A 20,684-nucleotide genomic window follows, 5' to 3' on the forward strand; every position below is an offset into this window, starting at 1 on the left:
TGGGTCTTTTCTTTGGGGTTTTACGACCGCCGTTTCCTGACCCCTTCCTTCCCCACCTCCACCATGTCTGTGGGGTGACCGGCCGGGGGGGGGGCCCCCGTCGCAGGCGGCCCCCACCCACCGATCGGCGCGGCTCAGCCGGCCTTGACCAGTCGGCGGGCTGGCCTGCGGCGGCTCCTCGAACCGGGCGAGAGTGCCGCTGCCACGTGCGGACGCTGTCGGATCCATCCGGCCGGGGCCGGGCCGGAGCCGGGGTCAGGGCAGGCGGCGAACGATCCAGTGGGCGAGTTCGGCGCCGACCTCCTGGAGCAGTCGCCGCGTCTCGGCCATCGCGACCTCGGGACTCCCGGCCCGGTCGGCGAGGGAGTGCACGGAGGTGATGCCGTGGGCGGCCAGTTCGGCGGGCGGGACCTCCACCCGTCCCGCGACCGCGGCGACCGGGACACCCGCGCGACGGGCCCGGTCCGCTACGCCGATCGGCGCCTTGCCGCGCAGGCTCTGCGCGTCGAGGCAGCCCTCGCCCACCACGACGAGGCTCGCCCCGGCCAGCGCAGCGTCCAGACCGAGTTCGGACAGCAGCACGTCGACACCCGGCTCCCGTCGGGCCCCCAGGACCAGCGACGCGAAGCCCGCGCCACCCGCCGCACCGGCGCCCGGCCGGCCGGACAGATCGGTTCCGAGTCGCGTCGCCATGAGCCCCGCGAACCGACGGAGCCCCGCCTCCAGCAACGCGACCTGGTCGGGATCGGCCCCCTTCTGCGGGGCGAAGACGGCGGCCGCGCCGTCCGGCCCGAGCAGCGGGTTGTCGACGTCGGAGGCCAGCACGAGCCGGATCTCCCGCAGGCGCGGGTCCAGGCCGGTCAGGTCGATCGTCTCGGCGTCCACCAGGGCCGCACCGCCGGGCGGCAGTTCGGCGCCGCGGGCGTCCAGCACACGGGCGCCCAAGGCCCGCAGCAGGCCGGCCCCGCCGTCGGTGGTGGCGCTGCCGCCCACGGCGAGGACGAGCTCCCGGCAGCCCAGATCCAGTGCGGTTTCGATCAGTTCACCCGTGCCCCTGGTGGACGCGGTCAGCGGTGCGCGCCGGTCCTCGGGCAGCAGGTGCAGCCCGGAGGCCTCGGCCAGTTCCACCACCGCCCGGTCGCCGCGCACGGCCAGCCGGGCGGTGACCGGCTCGCCGGCGGGACCGCTCACCCGGACCGGTACGGCCCGGAACCCGGCCGCGAGGAAGGCGTCCGCCGTCCCCTCGCCCCCGTCGGCGACCGGTGCCTCACGGACCGACAGCTCCGGTGCCGTTCGCCGGATCCCCTCGCCCAGCCAGCGGCAGGCCTGAACGGCGCTCGCCGACCCGCGGAACTTGTCGAGGCAGAGCAGGATCGGTCCGCGAGCGGGCGCATTGGTCAGTGACACGGCGCCAACGTAGCAGGAGGTCCCATCTCTGAGAAGCGACAGGATGATCAAGCCCACGGTTGGACGCCTCGGCATGTCCAGATCCACTGCCCTGACAAGGGGTTTCAAAACTTCTCCCACGAAACCCCTGGACTCGCCAGCACATGCCTCCTATAAATCCATCCCATGAATCAAGGTGATGTGAACGCTCACAGCGCGGCCCGCTTTCCCCGTCGCACCGTCCACCTGGACTTCCACACCGGGCCCGACATCCCCGACGTGGGGCGGGACTTCGACCCGGTGACCTTCGCCCGGGCCTTCAAGGAAGCCCACGTCGACAGCGTCACCCTCTTCGCCAAGTGCCACCACGGCCACCTCTACTTCGGGACCGACCGGCCGGAGCGCCACCCGGGCCTGGACCCCGACCTCGACCTGCTCGCCGAGCAGGTCGAGGCCCTGCACTCCGTGGGCATCCGCACGCCGATCTACCTCTCCCTCCAGGTCGACGAGTACGCGGCCCGGGAGCACCCCGAATGGATCACGGTCGACGAGAAGCTCAAGGTCACCCGCTGGAGCGCCACCGCCTTCGAGGCGGCCTGGAACATCCTCGACATGTCCAGCCCCTACGCCGACTACTTCGCCGACCAGTTGGACGAGGTGCTGCGCCGCTTCGCCCCGGTCGACGGCATCTTCATCGACATGTGCTGGAACCAGCCCAGCGCGAGCCGCTGGGCGATCGACGGGATGCGCCGCGAGGGCCTGGACCCGACCGACGAGGACCACCGGAACCGCTACGCCGACCTCGTGGCCAAGCGCTACATGGCGCGCTACTCCGCCATGGTGGAGAAGACCCTCCCCGCCGACGCCGTCCAGGGCGTCTGGTTCAACAGCCGCCCGAAGACCGGCCTGTCCGAGGAGCGGCAGTTCATCCGGCACGTCGAGATCGAGGGGCTGCCCACCGGCGGCTGGGGCTACGCGTTCCTGCCGTACGTGGCCCGCTTCGTCCGCCCGCTCGGGCTGCCCGTCCTCAGCCACACCGGTCGCTTCCACGAGAGCTGGGGCGACAACGCCGGCCTCAAGCCCCTGGCGGCCCTGCGCTACGAGACCAGCCAGATGCTGAGCCACGGCCTGACCGGCGGCGTCGGTGACGTGCTGCACCCGCGCGGAGTGCCCTCGCGGGCGGTGTACGAGCTGATCGGCTCGGCCTACGGGCACATCGCGGCATGCGAGCCGTTCCTGGAGGGCGCACAGGTCGTCAGCGAGATCGCCGTGGTCGTGGACCCCGGTCTCGGCGACAACCCGGGCGCGAGCAACATCGGCGCCGTCCGGGCGCTCCAGCAGCTCCGCGCACAGTTCGAGATCGTCCCGCCGACCGCCGACCTGAGCGGGTACCGGGCCGTCGTGGTACCGGAGAGCACCCCCGTGGACGACGCCCTGGCCGAGCGCCTGGGCGCGTACCGCCAGGCCGGTGGCGCCCTGCTGCTGGTCGGGCCCGCGCTGCTCAAGAACGGCACGGAGCCGGCCCTGCCCGACCTCCCGGTCGAGGGCCTCGCCCCGGCTCCGGCCGGGGAGACCTTCCTCGCCTGCGAGGGCGTGCCCGGAGCTCCGGAGGACTTCCCGGTCATCAACTGGGGCTCCCGGCTGACCGCCCGGGCGCTGCCCGGCGCCGAGGTCCTGGCCCGGGTCGTGGCGCCCTACTTCCCGCGCTCCTGGGACCGCTTCTGCGGCCACCAATACACTCCCCCGGCCGGCCCGACCGACGAGGTGGCCGTCGTCGTCGGCGGCGGGGTGGCCGCCGTGACCGTGTCTCTGCTGGAGGCCTTCCACGAGCACGGCCTGGAGACGTACCGTCAGCTGCTCGGCGCCGCCCTGGACCGGCTGCTGCCGGACCCGCTCGTCCGCGCCGGCGGGCCGGTCCACCTGGAGACCACCGTCGCCCGGACCGCCACGAGCACCGTGGTGCACCTGATCAGCTTCCTCCCGTCCCGGGAGACCCCACAGCTGGACCTGGTGCACGACGCGTTCCCGCTGGTCGACGTGCCCGTCGCGATCCGGCTCTCCGCCGCGCCGCGCTCGGTGCGGCTGCAGCCCGTCGGCCAGGAGCTGGCCTGGGAACACGACGGCGAGTACGTCCACGTGCGGGTCACCACCGCGGAGGGGCACGCGATGGTCGTGGTCGAGCACGACTGACGCGGTAGCGGCCCCGGGGCGCTCCCGGGGTCCGTCCTCAGACTCCCGCAGGCGGAGGTTTGAGGACGGACCCCAGGACCGTCAGCCGACGGGCAGCAGGGTCGGGTCCGCCATGATCCGGCGGACCGTCGTCAGCGCCGCGCCCAGCAACGGCCCGCGCCGGCCCAGGGCGGACGGGCGCAGCGCCTCCGGGGCCCAGGGCCGCACGGTGACCCGGGCGGCCAACTCGGCGCGTACGGACGGCAGCAGCCAGTCGGCGAGGTCCGAGTAGGCGCCGCCGAGGACGAGGCCGTCCGGGTCGATGAGGTCGACGGCCGACGTGAGGGCCAGGCCCAGGGCGCGCCCCGCGCGGTCCAGCGCCGCCAGGGTCGCCGGGTGCCCGGCGCCCGCCCGTTCGGCCAGCAGGGCGACCGCCTCGCCCTGGCCGTGGTTTGGGAGAGCGGGCCTCGCGCAGCACGGCCGCCTCGCCCGCGTACTGCTCCAGGCAGCCGCGGGCGCCGCAGGCGCACTCGGGGCCGTCCGGGTGGACGGGGAGGTGGCCGAGTTCGCCGGCGAAGCCCCGGGCGCCCCGGAACAGCCGCCCGTCGATGACCAGGGCGGCGCCGATCCCGGTCTCGGCGGAGACGTGCACGAAGGTCTCCACCGGCTGCCCGGCGGTCCAGTACTCGGCCAGTGCCCCGAGGTTGGCCTCGTTCTCCGGTTCGGGCACGGTGTCCGCGTCCGGCCAGTGGTCGGAGAGCCGGACGCCGCGCCAGCCGAGGTTGGGCGCGCGCTCGACCAGTCCGCCGGGTTCGTTCGGCACCACCCCGGGCACGGCCAGGATCCGGCCCTCGACGCGCAGCCCGAGGGTGGCGGCCTCCGCCTCCGCCGCGGCGGCCATCGCGGCGACCTCCGCCAGCACCTCCTCGGCCGGTCGGCCCGCGTTGGCCCGTTCCTCCCGGCGCCACACGCGCGGCTCGCCCCGCAGGTCCACCACGCACGCGCCGAGGTGGGTGACGCCGATCTCCAGGCCGAGGCCCGCCGGGCCCTCGCCGCTCACGGCCAGTGCCCGTCCGGGCCGGCCGGGGCGTCCGCTGGCGGTGGCCGCCGCCTCGGTGAGCGCGCCGCGTCCGATCAGCTCGTCGACCAGCGAGGAGACGGCCGCCCTGGTCAGCCCGACGCGTCCGGCGACGTCCGCGCGGGAGAGCGGGCTGTACGCGGCGACGGCGCCGAGGACCACCGCGAGGTTCTGCCGGCGCATGTCCTGTTGCGACGCGGGCCCGTGCTCCGCACTCCTGCTCGCCTTGCCGACCACCGTCACGCGCCGCTCCTCCTACCGGTCCTCGGCCGGAGCGCCCTGCAAGGCCCCGGCCCGACGCAGGGTATCGCCGATCCGCATCAGCGCGTCCTCGTCCTTCTCCACCGGGTCCAGCACCGGGCCGTGGGCCGTCCGCCAGCGGCGGGCCACCGCGTCGGCGGGCTCACCGGTGAGCAGTGCGGCCGCCTGGGCGGCGGCGCCGAGCGCGACCAGTTCCTGCGCGTCGGGCACCTGAACGGCCCGGCCGGAGAGCCGCAGCACGGTCCGCTGCCAGGCCTGCCCGCGGGCGCCGCCGCCGATCAGCAGCAGCGGTTCGTCGCCCGCCGGGTCCGCGCCGCCCGCGCGCAGCACGCCGTCCAGCGCGGCGAGCAGGGCGTGGGCGGCGCCGTCGTACGCGGCCTGGAGCAACTGCCCCGGGGTGGTGTCGTGGCGCAGCCCGTGGACCAGGCCGGAGGCGCCCGGGAGGTCCGGGGTGCGCTCGCCGTCCAGGTAGGGCAGGACGACGGCGGTGCCGCCGTCCTCGACCTCGTCGCGGCCGCGGCCGAGCAGTACGGCGAAGCGGTCCACGGCGAGGGTGCAGTTGAGCGTGCAGGCCAGCGGCAGCCAGGCGCCGAGGGCGTCGGCGAAGCCGGCGACGGTGCCGGTCGGGTCGGCGGGCCTGGTGCGGCCGACGGCGTAGACGGTGCCGGAGGTGCCGAGGCTGAGCACCGGCTGCCCGGGGAGCAGGCCGAGCCCGAGGGCGGCGGCCATGTTGTCGCCGGTGCCGCTGGCGACCGGCGTCCCTTCGCGCAGCGCCGTGCCCGGACGCACGACGCCGGCCCGCGTGCCCGGCGCGAGGACCTGCGGCAGCAGGGCCGGGTCGAGGCCGATGCGGTCGAGGACGTCCTTGTCGTAGCCGTCCGGCCCCCACCAGCCGGTTCCCGAGGCGTCGCCCCGGTCGGTGACCGCCTCCCCGGTCAGCCGCTCGGTCAGGAAGTCGTGCGGCAGCCGGACGGCGGCGACGCGCTCTGCGGCGGCGGGCTCGTTGGCGCGCAGCCAGGCCCACTTGGGGACGGTGAAGGCGGCGGTGGGGACGCTGCCGGTGCGGCGGGCGAGTTCCGCCGCACCGATGGCGGCCTGGAGCCCGGCGGCCTGGGGCGCGGACCGGACGTCGTTCCAGAGCAGCGCCGGGCGGACCGACGCCCCGGACGCGTCGAGGGTGACCAGGCCGTGCTGCTGGCCGGCGATCGAGACGGCGGCCGCGCGGTCCGCCCAGCCCGTTGCCGCGGCGGCCTGGGCGAGCGCCCGCCACCACTGCTCGGGGTCGCTCTCGCGGCCGGCGCCCGTGCTGACGGTGTGCGGGGCGCGGCCCTGTCCCAGGACGGTGCCGGTGTCGAGGTCGACGGCGAGGGCCTTGGTGGACTGCGTCGAGCTGTCGAAGCCGATCACGACACGTTGCTCAGCCATGCGTTCCTCCGGAGGGGGTTGTGAACTGCTGGGGATCGAGGTCGTTTTGGTGCACACAGGTGCCCATGAGTCCGTTTGCGATCGCGGCTTGTTGGATCGATGAGACGACTGTCAGTGGTGCGTGTGAGGGTGGTGGCGCTGACCGGGAGGGAGGACTGCGTGACTGGGCCGAAGAAGAAGCTCCGACGGATCGACGCGCCGTTCACTTCGCGGCGGCCTGGCACCTCGACCAGTACGGCAACCCGGTCGGCGAGCCCCGCCGGTTCCGCTACGACCTGACCGGCACCGCCAACCACCGCGACGCCCAGATCCGCCACGCCATCACCCGGCTCCTCCACTGGGCCAAGCGGTGCGGGGTGACGGCGATCGGCCTGGAGAACCTGGACCTCACCGCCGAGACCACCCGCGAGAACCACGGCCGCCGCAAGCGGTTCCGGCAGCTCGTCTCCGGCATCCCCACCGGCAAACTCCGCGCCCGGCTCATCTCCATGGCCGCCGAGCTGGACATGGTCATCGTCGCCGTGGACCCGGCCTACACCTCCCATTGGGGTGCGCAGCACTGGCAGAAACCGCTCGCGACACCCACCCGCAAGACGACCCGACACGACAGAGCCGCTGTCGCGATCGGGCGACGCGCCCTCGGGTACCCGGTCCGACGACGGACGGCACCGCCCCACGACGACCGGAGCGATCGTCGTGGGCATCGGACCGTCCAGGCCCCATCGGGCATCCGGGGGCGTGAGGGAACCCGCCGCCCCGTCACGGACCGCGCACACGATGCGCGCAGCCGGACGGGGACAACGAGAACGCGGGCGACCAGTCGGGCATCCACCACCGTTCGGGATGCACGCAGTGATCAGACCTGGGTCCAAGACTCACTCCTGATCACTTAGTTGGAACGGTTCCTTCTGACGTTCCGGCATACTAGTTTGTTGAGAGCCCTGACAAACACCCCCTGGATCTGATCCGGAGCCGCTCCATGTCCAGCGACCCGCTCGCCCCCACCCCCGCGCACAAGTTCACCTTCGGCCTGTGGACCGTCGGCTGGCAGGGGCGCGACCCCTTCGGCGACGCGACCCGCCCCGCCCTCGATCCGGTCGAGACCGTGCAGCGACTGGCCGAACTCGGCGCCTACGGCGTCACCTTCCACGACGACGACCTGATCCCTTTCGGCGCGGGCGACGCCACCCGCGAGGAGACCGTCAAGCGCTTCCGCGCCGCGCTGGACGCCGCCGGGCTGAAGGTCCCGATGGCGACCACCAACCTGTTCACCCACCCGGTCTTCAAGGACGGCGCCTTCACCGCCAACGACCGCGACGTGCGCCGCTACGCGCTGCGCAAGACCATCCGCAACATCGACCTGGCCGTCGAACTCGGTGCCTCGGTCTACGTCGCCTGGGGCGGGCGCGAGGGCGCCGAGTCCGGCGCGGCCAAGGACGTGCGCACCGCGCTCGACCGGCTGAAGGAGGCCTTCGACCTGCTCGGCGAGTACGTCGAGCAGCAGGGCTACGACCTGCGCTTCGCGATCGAGCCCAAGCCCAACGAGCCGCGCGGCGACATCCTGCTGCCCACCGTCGGCCACGCCCTGGCGTTCATCAACGAGTTGGAGCGCCCCGAGCGGGTCGGCCTCAACCCGGAGGTCGGCCACGAGCAGATGGCCGGGCTCAACTTCCCGCACGGCATCGCCCAGGCCCTGTGGCACGACAAGCTGTTCCACATCGACCTCAACGGCCAGTCCGGCATCAAGTACGACCAGGACCTGCGCTTCGGCGCGGGCGACCTGCGGCAGGCTTTCTGGCTGGTCGACCTGCTGGAGTCGGCCGGCTACGACGGCCCCCGGCACTTCGACTTCAAGCCGCCGCGCACCGAGGACTTCGACGGCGTCTGGGCCTCGGCGGCCGGCTGCATGCGCAACTACCTGCTGCTGGCCGAGCGTTCCCGCGCCTTCCGGGCCGACCCGGAGGTGCAGGCCGCGCTCGCCGCCTCCCGTCTGCCCGAACTGGCCCTGCCCACGGCCGGGGACGGCCTGGCGGGGCTGCTGGCGGACCGCTCCGCCTTCGAGGAGTTCGACGTCGACGCCGCCGCCCGGCGCGGCATGGCCTTCGAGCAGCTGGACCAGCTCGCCCTGGAGCACCTCCTCGGCGCCCGCTGACCGCAGCCGTGACCGAGCCGGGTCGTGCCACCTGCACGACCCGGCTCGGTCCGTCCTGGTTCAAGCGCCGGTGGTGGCGGTGGCCTTCGGTCGTACGGTCGGGCCCGACTCGACTCCGCGGCCTTGGCTCATTCCGCAAAGCTAGGCCGTCCACAAACATTCCCGACACGTCACAGCCAGCGACCCGGCCCCGGCTCCGCGCTGAACCAGCCGTCGGTCAGCTCGTGTTCCAGGCGGCACCCCACGCCGGCGGAGCCGCGCACCAGGGCGTCGAGCGCGACGGGCGTCAGGTGGCGTTTGGTGCGGCTTCGCATCGGCACTTCCGGGCATCAATCGGGCATCGGTCGAGCATCAGTCGGGCCTGAAGGGGGCGGGGCCCCGCTCGCCCATGCGGTGACGAGCGGGGCCCCGCGTCCGGGGCCGGACTCAGGCCGGGTAGGGCAGCTCGGCCTCAACGGTGCCGGCCGGGCTGACGTGCAGGGCGCCGTCCGGGCCGCCGATCCGCAGCTGCCACGGGTGCGGGCTGTCGGTGGTCACCCGGATCCGGTCGCCGGTGCGGCGCAGGTGGAAGCGGGCGCTCTCGCCGGGGCCGTCGGAGCGCGGGATCACGACGGTGCGCTCGGCGCCGTCGGCGAAGGCGTGCACCCGCAGTTCGATGCCCTCGGCCCAGGCGGAGACCGGGCGCTGGTCGTCCGCGCCGAGCGGGATGACGGAGTCGGGGCGGGCGAGCAGCGGCAGGGTGTGGAAGCCGTGCTGTTCGCGCACCCAGCGCGGGCCGGTGACCTGGTCGCCGGTCAGGAAGTTGGTCCAGGTCCCCTCGGGCACGTAGTACTCGACCGTGCCGTCCTCGGTGAAGACCGGGGCGACGAGCAGGTCGTCGCCGAGCAGGTACTGCCGGTCGAGCGAGGCGGCGGCCGGGTCGTCCGGGAACTCCAGCACCATCGCGCGCATCACCGGGACGCCGGTGGCGTGCGCCTGCTGGGCCGCGTGCTGGAGGTAGGGCGCCAGGCGGTGCTTGAGCAGGGTGAACTCGCGGGTGACCTCGACGGCCTCCTCCCCGAAGTCCCACGGCACCCGGTAGGACTTGCTGCCGTGCAGCCGGCTGTGCGAGGAGAGCAGGCCGAACTGCGTCCAGCGTTTGAAGACCGCCGGGGTCGGGGTGCCCTCGAAGCCGCCGATGTCGTGGCTCCAGAAGCCGAAGCCGGACAGCCCGAGAGAGAGTCCTCCGCGCAGCGATTCCGCCATGGCGTTGAAGTGCGATTCGCAGTCGCCGCCCCAGTGCACCGGGTACTGCTGGCCGCCCGCGGTGGCGGAGCGGGCGAACAGCAGCGCCTCCCCCTCGCCGCGCTCCTCGCGGAGCAGCTCGAACACCGCCTGGTTGTACAGGTGGGTGTAGTAGTTGTGCATCCGCTCGGGGTCGGAGCCGTCGTGCCAGACCACCTCGGTGGGGATGCGCTCGCCGAAGTCGGTCTTGAAGCAGTCCACGCCGACGTCCAGCAGGGCACGCAGCTTGTCGGTGTACCAGGCGCGGGCGGCGGGGTCGGTGAAGTCCACCAGGGCCATGCCCGGCTGCCACAGGTCCCACTGCCAGACGCTGCCGTCCGGGCTGCGCACGAGGTAGCCCTCGCGCATGCCCTCGGCGAACAGCTCCGACTTCTGCGCGATGTACGGGTTGATCCAGGCGGAGATGCGCAGCCCCTGCTGCTTGAGCCGGGCCAGCATGCCGGCCGGGTCCGGAAAGGTGTCCTGGTCCCACACGAAGTCGCACCACTGGTACTCGCGCATCCAGAAGCAGTCGAGGTGGAAGACGCTCAATGGGATGCCGCGCTCGGTCATGCCGCCGACGAAGCGGTTGACGGTGGCCTCGTCGTAGTCGGTGGTGAAGGAGGTGGTCAGCCACAGGCCCAGCGCCCAGGCCGGGGGCAGCGCGGGACGGCCGGTGAGCGCGGTGTAGCGCTCCAGGATCTGCTTGGGGGTGGGACCGTGGACGACGAAGTACTCCAGCGACTGGTCCTCGACGCTGAACTGCACCTGGCCGACGGACTCGGAGCCGATCTCGTAGCTGACCTTGCCGGGGTGGTTGACGAAGACGCCGTATCCCTGGTTGGTCAGGTGGAACGGAACGTTCTTGTACGCCTGTTCGCTGCTGGTACCGCCGTCCGCCTGCCAGATGTCCACCACCTGGCCGTTGCGGACGAACGGGGTGAACCGCTCCCCCAAACCGTAGACCAGCTCGCCGACGCCCAGGGAGAGCTGTCCGAGCATGTGGTGGCGGCCGTCGGCGTCGGTGACGAAGCCGGTGCCGCGCTCGCCCACCGTGGTCAGCACCCGGCCGCCCGCGGTGAACTCCAGCTGCCACGGCTGGGAGGCGTCCACCCGCAGCGTCAGTTCGCCGGCGCACAGCTCCACCACGTCGCCGTCCCGGCGCACCTTCCCGCTGCCCTGCTCGGCGCCGGGCAGCGCGAACTCGGGCCCGCATCGCACCGAACCGGCGTGGTGGGTGGTGCGCACCCCGATCACGCCCTCGGCCGGGGACCAGCACTCGACGGTCAGCAGTGGGCTGTTGAGCGTGTCACCACGGCCGCGCACGTGTTTGACGGGCGCGTAGAGGGTCATCCGGTCCTCGCCGGTGCGGACGTCGGCGACCTCGGTGGCGTAGCGCGCGGTGACGCCCGGGCGCATCAGCCAGTAGCCGTCGGTGAACTTCATCGTGCGGGTTCCTCCGTCCGCGCGCGGTGCGCGGTGATCAGGCCCCGGTACCAGTGGTAGCTGTCCTTGGGCGTTCGGGTCAGGGTTTCGTAGTCGACGTGGACCAGGCCGAAGCGCTGCTCGTAGCCGCGGGCCCACTCGAAGTTGTCCAGCAGGGACCAGACGTAGTAGCCGCGCACGTCGACCCCGGCCGCGATCGCGTCGGCGACGGCGGCGAGGTGGCCGGCCAGGTAGTCGATCCGTTCCGCGTCGTGGACGCGGCCGTCGGGGGTGAGGCTGTCGGCCTCGGCGGAGCCGTTCTCGGTGATCCAGACCGGCGGGAGCTGCGGATAGCGGGAGTCGAGGTCGCGGAGCAGCTCGGTGAACGCGGACGGGACGACGGGCCAGCCCATGGTGGTGAGTCGAGTGCCGTACGGGTTGGGCTCGGCGACGCCGATGTCCATGGCGGTGCGCAGTTCGGGGTCGTCCTCGCGGTGCGGGGCGGCCTCGACGGTGATCGGCCGGTAGAAGTTGATGCCGACGAATTCCAGTGGCGCGCCGATCAGTTGCAGGTCTCCCGGTCGACGCCAGGGGCCGTCGGCCAAGCCGGCCCAGGTCTCGGCCTCGTGCTCGGGGTAGCGGCCGGCGAACAGCGGCTCGGTCCAGACCTCGTTGTGCAGCACCTCGGCCCGGCGCACGGCGGCGAGGTCCTCTTGCTGCTCGGAGGCGGCGTGCAGGCGGTCGAGGTTGAGCGTGATGCCGACCTCGCGGGCACCGGCGGCGCGCAGCTCCCGGACGGCCAGGCCGTGGCCGACCAGCAGGTGGTGAGCGGCGGCCAGTGCCCCGCGCCCCTCCCGGGCGCCGGGCGCGTGCCGGCCCTCGGCGTAGCCGACGAAGGCGGAGCAGAACGGCTCGTTGAGGGTGATCCAGCGCTCGACCCGGTCCCCGTACCGGTCGGCGGCGACGCTCGCGTACTCGGCGAAGGCCTCGGCCGTCTGCCGCACCCGCCAGCCACCGTGGTCCTCCAGGGCCTGCGGCAGGTCCCAGTGGTAAAGGGTGGCGGCGGGCGCGATGCCGGCGGCCAGCAGTTCGTCGATCAGCCGGTCGTAGAAGTCCAGGCCCTTCTGGTTGACCGGGCCGGTGCCCCGTGGCAGCAGGCGCGGCCAGGAGATCGAGAAGCGATAACCGTCGACGCCGAGTTCGCGGAGCAGGGCGACGTCCTCGGGGAAGCGGTGGTAGTGGTCGCAGGCCGTGTCGCCGGTGGCGCCGCCGAGGGTGCGGCCGGGGGTGTGGCCGTAGGTGTCCCAGATGGACGGGCCGCGGCCGTCCTCGTCGTGGGCGCCCTCGATCTGGTAGGCGGCGGTGGCGGCGCCGAAGCGGAAGCCGGGCGGCAGTTCCGGGAATGTTAACGTGCTCATGCGCCCACCTCGCTGCGCTCGGCAGGGGCATTCGCCCACGCGCACCTCTTGATGATTCGCTCACTTCGTTCGCTCATGCGCCCACCTCGCTGCGCTCGGCAGGGGCATTCGCCCACGCGCACCTCTTGATGATTCGCTCACTTCGTTCGCTCATGCGGCGTAACCTCACGGGATCTCTCGGAAGTTGGGCGCTGGGCGCGGCACGACGGTCACGCCTCCGGCGTCAGCCCGCGCTCGCGCAGCCAGGCCAGCTGGGCGGGCGGGTTGGAGCCGCAGCCGCCGCCGTGGTCGGCGAAGGGCCACACCGTCATGGTGTGGTCCTCGCCCGCGTAGCGGTTGAAGGCGGCGTAGACCGTCCGGGGCGGGCAGACCGGGTCCATCAGGCCGACGCTGAACAGCGCGGGTGCGGTGGCCCGCTGGGCGAAGTGGACGCCGTCGAAGTAGTCCAGGGTCTCGAAGGTCGGCCGCACGCGCAGCGGGCTGTGCCAGCGCAGGTATTTGACGATCTCCTGGTACGGCCCTTCCATGGCGATCTGCGCGCCCTCGCGGAAGTGGCACAGGAACGGGACGTCCGGCATCACCGCGGCCACGCGGTCCCCGGTGAGGCCCGCGACGGCGAGGGCCAGGCCGCCGCCCTGGCTACCGCCGGCCAGGACGATCCGGTCGCCGTCGAGGCCGGGCAGTTGGGCGACGGCATCCACGGCGCGCACGCAGTCGGTGATCAGCCGCCGGTAGTAGTAGTTCTCGGGGGAGTCGATGCCCCGGGTCATGAAGCCCTCGACCCACTGGGTGCCGTCGCCCATCCCCCGGTCCGGGGTGTCACGGCCCTGGCCCCGGCTGTCGACGACTAGTTGGGCGTAGCCGGCCGCGGACCAGAACAGGTGCTCGGTGGGCAGCCCGCGGCCGCCGCAGTAGCCGATGTAGGTGACGACGACCGGCAGCGGTCCCTCCACGCCTCGTGGGCGCAGCAGCCAGGCGGCCACCGGCTCGCCGTTCCAGCCGGGGAAGCGTGTGTCGTCGACCTCGACGGTGCGCAGGGCGAACTGGGAGGTGACGCGTTCGACCTTGACCGCCCCGCCGTGCGAGCGGGCTTCGGCGAGGGTCCGCTGCCAGAACTCGTCGAAACCCTTCGGGGCAGTCAACTCTGGCTGATAGCTGGCGAGTTCGTCGACGCCGAAGTTGGTGAGCGGCATGGGGGCTTCCTCCGGGTGGAGCGAGGACGAGGTGGCGTGATGGGGCGTGAGCAGCGACATGGGGGCCGCCTCCGGGCGGCGGGGTGGCACGGGTGGGACGGGGGCGGCGCCAGATCGCCTCGCGGCTTCGGGTGCCGAGCGGGAACAGGAAGGGGGGCGGCCCGTCCCCCCATGAGCGGGCCGCCGGTCTGTGGGGCGAGAGGCCTCAGCCGGCCGCGCCGAAGCGGAAGGCTGAGAGCCGGAAGTCGCCGTGCAGGGTCAGGCTCAGCTCGTGCACGCCGTGGAGCGGGGCGGCGAGCTCGGCGGTGGTGCTCGTCCAGGCGTAGCGGTCGCCGGTGACGGGCACGTCGATCTCGGCCAGCACCCCTCCGCCCGCCCGGACTTCGAGCCGCGCCCCGCCCGCGCCGACGCCCTCGCGGGAGGTCTCGACCTCGATCGCGGAGGCGCCGGAGAGGTCGACCTCGCGGAACAGCAGCGTCGCCGGGTGGGCGGGATCGGTGGGCGTGACGGCGTCGCCGTCCTCGCGCGTGGCGTCGACGATGGTGGCGTCCTCGTAGTCGTCGAAGTCGACGGCCAGGAGCCGGCGTTCGACGCCCGCCCGGGGTGCGGCGGCCGTCCCGATCACGGTGAGCGGCGCGGTGAGCACCGGGTGGTCGGCGCAGCGGGCGACGATCACCTCGTAGCCGCCGGGATCGACGGTGAAGGCTCCGGTGGCGACGGACCAGTGGGCGAGCTGCTCGGTCGACAGCCGGAACGTCAGCTCGCGGCTCTCCCCCGGCTCCAGCCGGACCTTGCGGAAGTCGGCCAGGCGCAGCCGGGGTGCCTCGTAGCGGGCCTCCAGGGCGCGGACGTAGACCTGGACCACCTCGCTGCCGGGCCGCGGTCCGATGTTCTCCAGGGTCACGGCGACGTCGACCGAGCCGTCCTGGCCGACCGACGGCTGCGACAGGCGCAGGTCACGGTAGCCGAAGTCGGTGTAGGACAGCCCGTGGCCGAAGGAGTAGAGCGGGGTGGACCGGTGGTACTGGTAGGTCCAGCCGGCCTTGATGATGTCGTAGTCGAGCGGGGCGGGCAGCGGGTCGTCGCCCCGGTACCAGGTCTGCGGCAGGCGGCCGGCGGGCTCGGCCTCGCCGAGCAGTACGGCGGCCAGCGCGTGTCCTGTTTCCTGCCCGCCGTGGGAGGTCCACACCACGGCGGGCAGGTGCTCGTCGGCCCAGTCGAGGGCGTAGGGGTAGCTGCTCATCACGACCAGGGCGGTGTTCGGGCGGACGGCCGCGACGGCGCGCAGCAGCTCCTCCTGCCCCTCGGGCAGGTCGATGTCCGCGCGGTCCTCGGTCTCACGGCCGTTGATCATCGGGTGGTTGCCGAGGACGACGACCGCGACGTCCGCCGTCTCGGCGGCCGCCCGTGCCTCGGCGATGCCGTCACGCACCAGCTCGCGCTGCCAGCGCTCGGCGTCGTCCGCGGTCTCGGCGGTGACGCTCACCCGGCCGCCGGTCGGGTCCACGGCGGCGTAGCGTCCGGTGAACACGGAGCGCAGCAGCACGGTGTCGGGGCCGGCCGGTTCGAGCCGGAAGGTCTCCTTGACGAACCAGCTCTTGATGATCTCCTGGTCGGCGGCCAGGCCGTCGTCGTCCTGGAGGCTCAGGTAGTGGCCGGTGTCGGCGGCGCGCAGGGTGGAGGCGCCGCCGCCCCAGTCGGTCACGTCGAAGGCGGACTTGCCGAGCAGCTCGCCGGTGGTGCGCGAGCGCAGGGTGATCCGGTCGGAGCCCGCCACCGGGACGACCTCGCCGCCGTGGGCGTCGAGGGCCGCGGTCAGTCCGGTGGCGATGCCCACCTGGTACGGCATGGTGCCGCTGTACCAGTCCTCGAAGAGGGTGTCGGCGAGCGGGCCGATGACGGCGATCCGGGGCGTGCGGGCCGGGTCGAGCGGCAGCAGGCCGTCGTTCTTGAGCAGCACTGTCGACTCGGTCGCGGCCTGCCGGGCCAGCGCGCGGTGCTCGGGGCAGTCGATCACCTCCGGCCCGGTACCGGCGTACGGGTCCAGCTCGGGGTCGAACTCGCCGAGGCGGAAGCGCAGTTCCAGCTGCCGCCGGACGGCGCGGTCCACGTCGGCCTCGTCGATCAGACCGCGTTCCAGCGCCTCGCGCAGTCGGCCGACCGGGGTCGCGCTGTCCTCGCCGTGGTCGGTGAAGCTGTCGATGCCGGCCTTGAGCGCCGCCGCGTGGGACTCGACGTGGTCGTCGAAGTAGTGCTCCGGGTCGACCAGGTTGGAGGGGGCCTCGGCGTCGCTGACCACGAACAGCTCGTGGCCGGTCGGCTCGGCCCAGCGGCGCAGCTCCGCCTCGATCAGCGGACTGACGTGGCAAGGGCGGCCGTTGACGAGGTTGTAGGCGGCCATCGCGCCGGTCGCGGCGCCGGCGGCGACGACGGGGCGGAAGGCGGCGAGGTCGTACTCCTGGAGGACGCGCGGGCGCAGTCCGGAGGAGGTGGTGCAGCGGTCGTCCTCATTGTTGTAGGCGAGGAAGTGCTTGAGCACCGGCGCGGTCCGCAGGTAGTCCGGGTGGTCGCCGGCGAGTCCCCGGCAGAACGCCTCGCCGACCCGCGCCGTGTGCACCGGGTCCTCGGAGTAGGCCTCCTCGTTGCGCCCCCAGCGCGGGTCGCGCAGCAGGTTGAGCACGGGGGCCCAGGCCTGTAGGGAGTTGGCCCCGCGCTCGGGGGTGCTGATCGCCGGCGGGCGGTGGTAGTGGAAGGCCCGCAGCTCGGTCGAGAGCGCCTCGGCGACGCTGCGCACGAGGTCCTCGTCCCAGCTGGCGCCGAGACCGACGGCCTGCGGGAAGACCGTCGCCACGCCGAGCCAGGAGACGCCGTGCAGGCCCTCGCTGCCGGTGCGGAAGGGGGCGACACCGAGGCGCGGCACGGCCGGCGCGTACTGGTGCAGCATCGCGACCCGCTCGTCGAGCGTGAGCCGGTGGAGCAGGTCGTCGACACGCTTGCGCAGCGGAAGCGTGGGATTGCGGAAATCGGGCAGGCCGGCTGCGGACACGGACACGGAACTCACGTGGAATACCCCTCGGGCGGCTGGGCTCGGTGGTCGTTCATCGAAGCGCTTCGACGCTGGCACGCTCCGAGAGGCCTGTCAACTCCCCAGGACACAAACGATTTTGCATTTGTTCAGCCTCTTGCTCAACCGGTAACGCGTCGTTAGTCTCGCCGAAACATCCAAGCGCTTCGACGCTTCGACGCATCGACGCATCGACGGAGAGGGGCCACGCCACCATGAGATCCGGGTTGAACCGCAGAAGCTTCTTGACCACCGCCGCCACAGTCGCGGGAGCCGCCGCGATGGCACCCCTGCTGTCCGCCTGCGGCGGTGGAGCGGACAAGAAGGCCAGCACCAACACCAAGGAAGGCCTCAAGGCCGCCCTGCCGGCCTACGTGCCGAACGCCGGCACGGTCAAGCCGGACATAGCCTCCATCCAGGGCGGCCCCGACGCCGCCACCGACCCCGCCTACTTCTCCTACCCCGCCTCCCCGCCCGCCAGCACCTCCGGCGTCCCCGGCAAGGGCGGCAGCTATACGGCCGTCACTCCGCTGTGGGGCACCAACCCCCCGGTCGGCAACTCCTTCTACGAGGCGATGAACAAGGCCCTCGGCTGCGAGCTGACCGTCAAGCCGGCGGACGGCAACAACTACAACACCATCGTCCCGACGATGACCGCCGCCAAGAAGCTGCCGGACTGGATCTGCCTGCCGACCTGGTGGAACCCCAACTTCAACACCGGCGAGCTGGCCGGCAGCCAGCTCGCGGACCTGACCCCGTACCTGTCCGGCGACAAGATCAAGAAGTACCCGAACCTCGCCGCCCTCCCCACCGGCGCCTGGCAGGTCGGGGCCTGGGGCGACAAGATCTACGGGATCCCCAACTTCTCCACCAACTTCGCCATCTCGGGGATGGTCTACCATCGCCGGGACGTCCTCGAAGCCCGCGGCATCACCCCCGACCAGGTGAAGTCCGCCGACGACCTGATGAACCTCGGCAAGGAGCTGACCGACGCCAAGCGCGGCGTGTGGGCCTTCGACGACGTCTGGACCTACATGTACACGGCCTTCGGCGCTCCCTGGAAGTGGAAGGTCGACAACGGCAAACTGGTCCACCTCTTCGAGACCCAGGAGTTCCTGGAGGCCCTCGACTGGCACAACCGGCTGGCGACCGCCGGCTACATGCACCCCGACGCGATGGCGGGCGACACCAAGGGCACCGAGCGCTTCTACAGCGGGAAGGTGCTCATCGAGGGCGGCGGGACGGGCGGCTGGAACCTCAGCGACTACCAGTCCGGCGTCTCCGCGGACCCGAACTACCGGCGCGGCGCCTTCAACTTCTTCGCCGCCGACGGCAAGGGCAAGCCCGTGGTCTACATGGGCAACGCCACGGGCATCGTCAGCTACCTCAACGCCAACCTCAAGCCCGCCCAGATCGAGGAACTGCTCTCCGTCGCCAACTACCTCGCCTCCCCCTACGGCACCGCCGAGTTCACCCTGATCAACTACGGCGTCGAGGGCGTCCACCACACCCGCGTCAACGGCGCACCGACCTTCACGGACGAGGGCAAGAAGGACGTCCAGCAGCCGACCTTCCCGTTCCTGGCCGCTCCCCCCTCCGTGATGAGCAACCCCGGCAGCGACATGGTCACCAAGGACTGCGCGGCCTGGCAGGCCGCCAACGTCAACGCCCTCACCAAGCCCATCTTCTGGGGCCTGAACTACAGCATGCCGCAGGCCATCGCCGCGGCCGAGGCCGCCCAGAGCGTCAACGACACCATCAAGGACTGCTACCGCGGCAAGAAGAAGGTCTCCGACGTGCAGGACGTCGTCGCCAGCTGGCGCAGCGGCCCCGGGGACCGGCTCAAGAAGTGGATGACCGAGAACGTCCTGAACAAGTACGGCACGGGCCAGTGAGCACCACCCAGCCGCAGCGCCCCGCCGGGCCGAAGCGGCTCAACTGGCGGATCAGGCTGCGGCGCGACAAGTCCCTCCTGCTGATGACGGTTCCCGCCGTCGTCCTGCTCCTGGTGTTCAACTACGCGCCGCTGTTCGGCATCGTCACCGCTTTCCAGGAGTACGACCCGCTGGTCGGGGTCTGGCACAGCCAGTGGGTCGGCTTCGACCAGTTCCAGCAGCTGTTCGGCGACCCGGCGTTCTGGGCCTCGCTGAAGAACACGCTGTACCTCAGCTTCGTCCAGCTGATCCTCTTCTTCCCGATCCCCATCGCCCTGGCCCTGCTGCTCAACTCGGTGATCAGCGAGCGGATCCGCAACTTCTTCCAGTCCGTGGTCTATCTGCCGCACTTCTTCTCCTGGGTGCTGGCGATCACGATCTTCCAGCAGATGCTGGGCGGCGCCGGCGTGCTCAACCAGTTCCTGCGCCAGCACGACATCGGCACCTGGGACATCATGACCAACCCGCACACCTTCGCCCTGCTGGTCACCTCGCAGGCGATCTGGAAAGAGGCGGGCTGGGGGATCATCGTCTTCCTTGCGGCGTTGAGCGCGATCAACAGCGAACTGTACGAGGCCGCGGCCGCCGACGGCGCCGGGCGGCTGCGACGGATGTGGCACATCACGCTGCCGGGCCTGCGCGGGGTGATCGTGCTGATGCTGGTCCTGCGGCTCGGCAACGCCCTGTCCGTCGGATTCGAGCAGTTCCTGATCCAGCGCGACGCCGTCGGCCACGACGCAGCGGACGTCCTGGACACCTTCTCCTTCTACTACGGCATCGCCACCGGCGGCTACAGCTACGGCGCGGCGGCCGGGCTCTTCAAGAGCGTGGTCTCGCTGCTGCTCATCTGGGGCGCCAACAAACTGGCGCACGCCTTCGGCGAGGACGGGCTGTATCGCAAATGACCGACGCACTCACCATGGACAGGCGGAGCGAGAAGCGCCGCAGTTCGGCAGCGACCGCCCGACGCCGGGCCCGCCCGGCCCGCCCGCCCTGGGACGAGCCGCCGACCGCGGTCGGCCAGGCCGCGAAGGGCCTCACCCTCGGCGGGATGCTCGCCGTCATCCTGGTCCCGCTCTGGATCATCGTACTGACCAGCTTCTCCACCCCCGGGGCCGTCAACCGGGCCGGCGGGCTGGTGATCTGGCCGGACGGCCTGACCACCGAGACGTACCGCCAAATGCTCAGCGACCCGACGGTCGTCACCGCCCTGATGGTGAGCCTCGGCGTCACCATCGTGGGCACCGCGGTGTCCATGGCCGTCTCGATCCTGTGCGCCTACGGCCTCTCCCGGCCCCGCTCGCTCGGCCACCGCTTCGTCCTGATGCTGCTGATCATCACGATGTTCGTCGGCGGCGGCCTGATCCCGAGCTTCCTGGTGGTCACCGGGCTCGGCGGCTACGACCAGTGGTGGGCGCTGATCCTGCCGAGCGCGGTCTCCGTCTTCAACATCCTGGTGCTGCGCGCCTTCTACCAGGAGACCTCCTCCGAACTCATCGACGCGGCCCGGATGGACGGCGCCGGGGAGTGGCGGATCCTGTGGTCCGTCGTCCTGCCCACCTCACGCGCCGTCACCGCCGTCACCGCGCTCTTCTACGCGGTGGGCTACTGGAACTCGTTCTTCAACGTCATGCTCTACATGCCGACCGACAGTCAGAAGTGGCCGCTGCAGTACGTGTTGCTCACCTACGTCAACCGGGGCATCGGCATCCCCGGTTCGGTCAACTCCGGGTTCGGGAGCACCCACGCCCAGACCGCACCGCTGTCCCTGCAGATGGCGGTCGTGGTCCTCACCCTGGTACCACTGGTGATCGTGTACCCGTTCGTGCAGAAGCACCTGCGTACCGGTGTCCTCACCGGCGCGATCAAGGGCTGAGCCGGACCCGGGTACCCCAGAGACCGGGGGCGGCCCCACG

The 20,684-nt window shown here is 72.1% G+C and carries 13 protein-coding genes and 2 pseudogenes; 6 read left to right on the top strand and 9 right to left on the bottom strand.

The annotated features are described in order from the left end of the window. Positions 1–255 precede the first annotated feature (255 nt). The gene (locus ACFQ87_RS08230; RefSeq protein WP_380609789.1) at positions 256–1,407 is read right to left on the bottom strand and encodes a glycerate kinase; all 1,152 of its coding nucleotides are present in this window, start codon (positions 1,405–1,407) and stop codon (positions 256–258) included. Positions 1,408–1,587: 180 nt separating this feature from the next. Here ACFQ87_RS08230 and ACFQ87_RS08235 point away from each other — a divergent pair, with 180 nt between their 5' ends. Continuing rightward, positions 1,588–3,576, top strand: a complete 1,989-nt coding sequence (locus ACFQ87_RS08235) for an alpha-L-fucosidase (protein WP_380609790.1) — start codon at positions 1,588–1,590, stop codon at positions 3,574–3,576. Positions 3,577–3,657: 81 nt separating this feature from the next. Here the strand turns inward: ACFQ87_RS08235 and ACFQ87_RS08240 are convergent. Both ACFQ87_RS08240 and xylB read right to left on the bottom strand, forming a co-directional pair. Beyond that, positions 3,658–4,816: pseudogene (locus ACFQ87_RS08240) on the bottom strand (ROK family protein). 72 nt (positions 4,817–4,888) lie between these two features. After that, complete coding sequence (gene xylB / locus ACFQ87_RS08245) at positions 4,889–6,319, bottom strand: xylulokinase (RefSeq protein ID WP_380609791.1); 1,431 nt, start codon at positions 6,317–6,319, stop codon at positions 4,889–4,891. Positions 6,320–6,531: 212 nt separating this feature from the next. Between xylB and ACFQ87_RS08250 the strand changes: the two are divergent. Beyond that, a pseudogene (locus tag ACFQ87_RS08250) lies at positions 6,532–7,212 on the top strand (IS200/IS605 family accessory protein TnpB-related protein); the annotation flags it as partial. An 86-nt stretch (positions 7,213–7,298) separates the two neighbouring features. After that, positions 7,299–8,471 carry a xylose isomerase gene (xylA, locus tag ACFQ87_RS08255; RefSeq protein WP_380609792.1) on the top strand — a complete coding sequence of 391 codons (1,173 nt, stop codon included), beginning with the start codon at positions 7,299–7,301 and terminating at the stop codon, positions 8,469–8,471. Positions 8,472–8,641: 170 nt separating this feature from the next. Here the strand turns inward: xylA and ACFQ87_RS08260 are convergent, their stop codons facing one another. From ACFQ87_RS08260 to ACFQ87_RS08285, 6 genes are all read right to left on the bottom strand, one after another. Beyond that, the gene (locus tag ACFQ87_RS08260; protein ID WP_380609793.1) at positions 8,642–8,785 is read right to left on the bottom strand and encodes a hypothetical protein; all 144 of its coding nucleotides are present in this window, start codon (positions 8,783–8,785) and stop codon (positions 8,642–8,644) included. 112 nt (positions 8,786–8,897) lie between these two features. Further along, a complete protein-coding gene (gene yicI, locus ACFQ87_RS08265) occupies positions 8,898–11,180 on the bottom strand; it encodes an alpha-xylosidase (protein ID WP_380609794.1) in 2,283 nt (760 codons plus the stop codon). Continuing rightward, positions 11,177–12,577, bottom strand: coding sequence for a GH1 family beta-glucosidase (locus ACFQ87_RS08270; RefSeq protein WP_380609795.1), 1,401 nt, complete (start codon positions 12,575–12,577; stop codon positions 11,177–11,179). Before ACFQ87_RS08270 ends, yicI begins: the two co-directional genes overlap by 4 nt. Before the next feature lie 209 nt (positions 12,578–12,786). Next, on the bottom strand, positions 12,787–13,830 hold the full coding sequence (locus ACFQ87_RS08275; protein ID WP_380609796.1) for an acetylxylan esterase: 1,044 nt from the start codon (positions 13,828–13,830) through the stop codon (positions 12,787–12,789). 145 nt (positions 13,831–13,975) lie between these two features. Beyond that, positions 13,976–16,831 carry a glycoside hydrolase family 3 C-terminal domain-containing protein gene (locus ACFQ87_RS08280; RefSeq protein WP_380609797.1) on the bottom strand — a complete coding sequence of 952 codons (2,856 nt, stop codon included), beginning with the start codon at positions 16,829–16,831 and terminating at the stop codon, positions 13,976–13,978. Between the two features lie 37 nt (positions 16,832–16,868). Further along, entirely contained in the window at positions 16,869–17,087 is a 219-nt protein-coding gene (locus ACFQ87_RS08285; protein WP_380609798.1) for a hypothetical protein, read from the bottom strand. A 28-nt stretch (positions 17,088–17,115) separates the two neighbouring features. Here ACFQ87_RS08285 and ACFQ87_RS08290 point away from each other — a divergent pair, with 28 nt between their 5' ends. Genes ACFQ87_RS08290 through ACFQ87_RS08300 form a run of 3 tightly spaced genes read left to right on the top strand, consistent with a single transcriptional unit; the run spans position 17,116 to position 20,644 of the window. Continuing rightward, a complete protein-coding gene (locus ACFQ87_RS08290) occupies positions 17,116–18,729 on the top strand; it encodes an ABC transporter substrate-binding protein (RefSeq protein WP_380609799.1) in 1,614 nt (537 codons plus the stop codon). Continuing rightward, complete coding sequence (locus ACFQ87_RS08295) at positions 18,726–19,673, top strand: ABC transporter permease (protein ID WP_380609800.1); 948 nt, start codon at positions 18,726–18,728, stop codon at positions 19,671–19,673. Before ACFQ87_RS08290 ends, ACFQ87_RS08295 begins: the two co-directional genes overlap by 4 nt. Next, the gene (locus ACFQ87_RS08300) at positions 19,670–20,644 is read left to right on the top strand and encodes a carbohydrate ABC transporter permease (protein WP_380609801.1); all 975 of its coding nucleotides are present in this window, start codon (positions 19,670–19,672) and stop codon (positions 20,642–20,644) included. The genes ACFQ87_RS08295 and ACFQ87_RS08300 overlap by 4 nt, the downstream gene beginning before the upstream one ends. Positions 20,645–20,684 lie beyond the last annotated feature (40 nt).

The organism is Kitasatospora sp. NPDC056531 (assembly GCF_042794375.1).
Taxonomy (GTDB): Bacteria; Actinomycetota; Actinomycetes; order Streptomycetales; family Streptomycetaceae; genus Kitasatospora.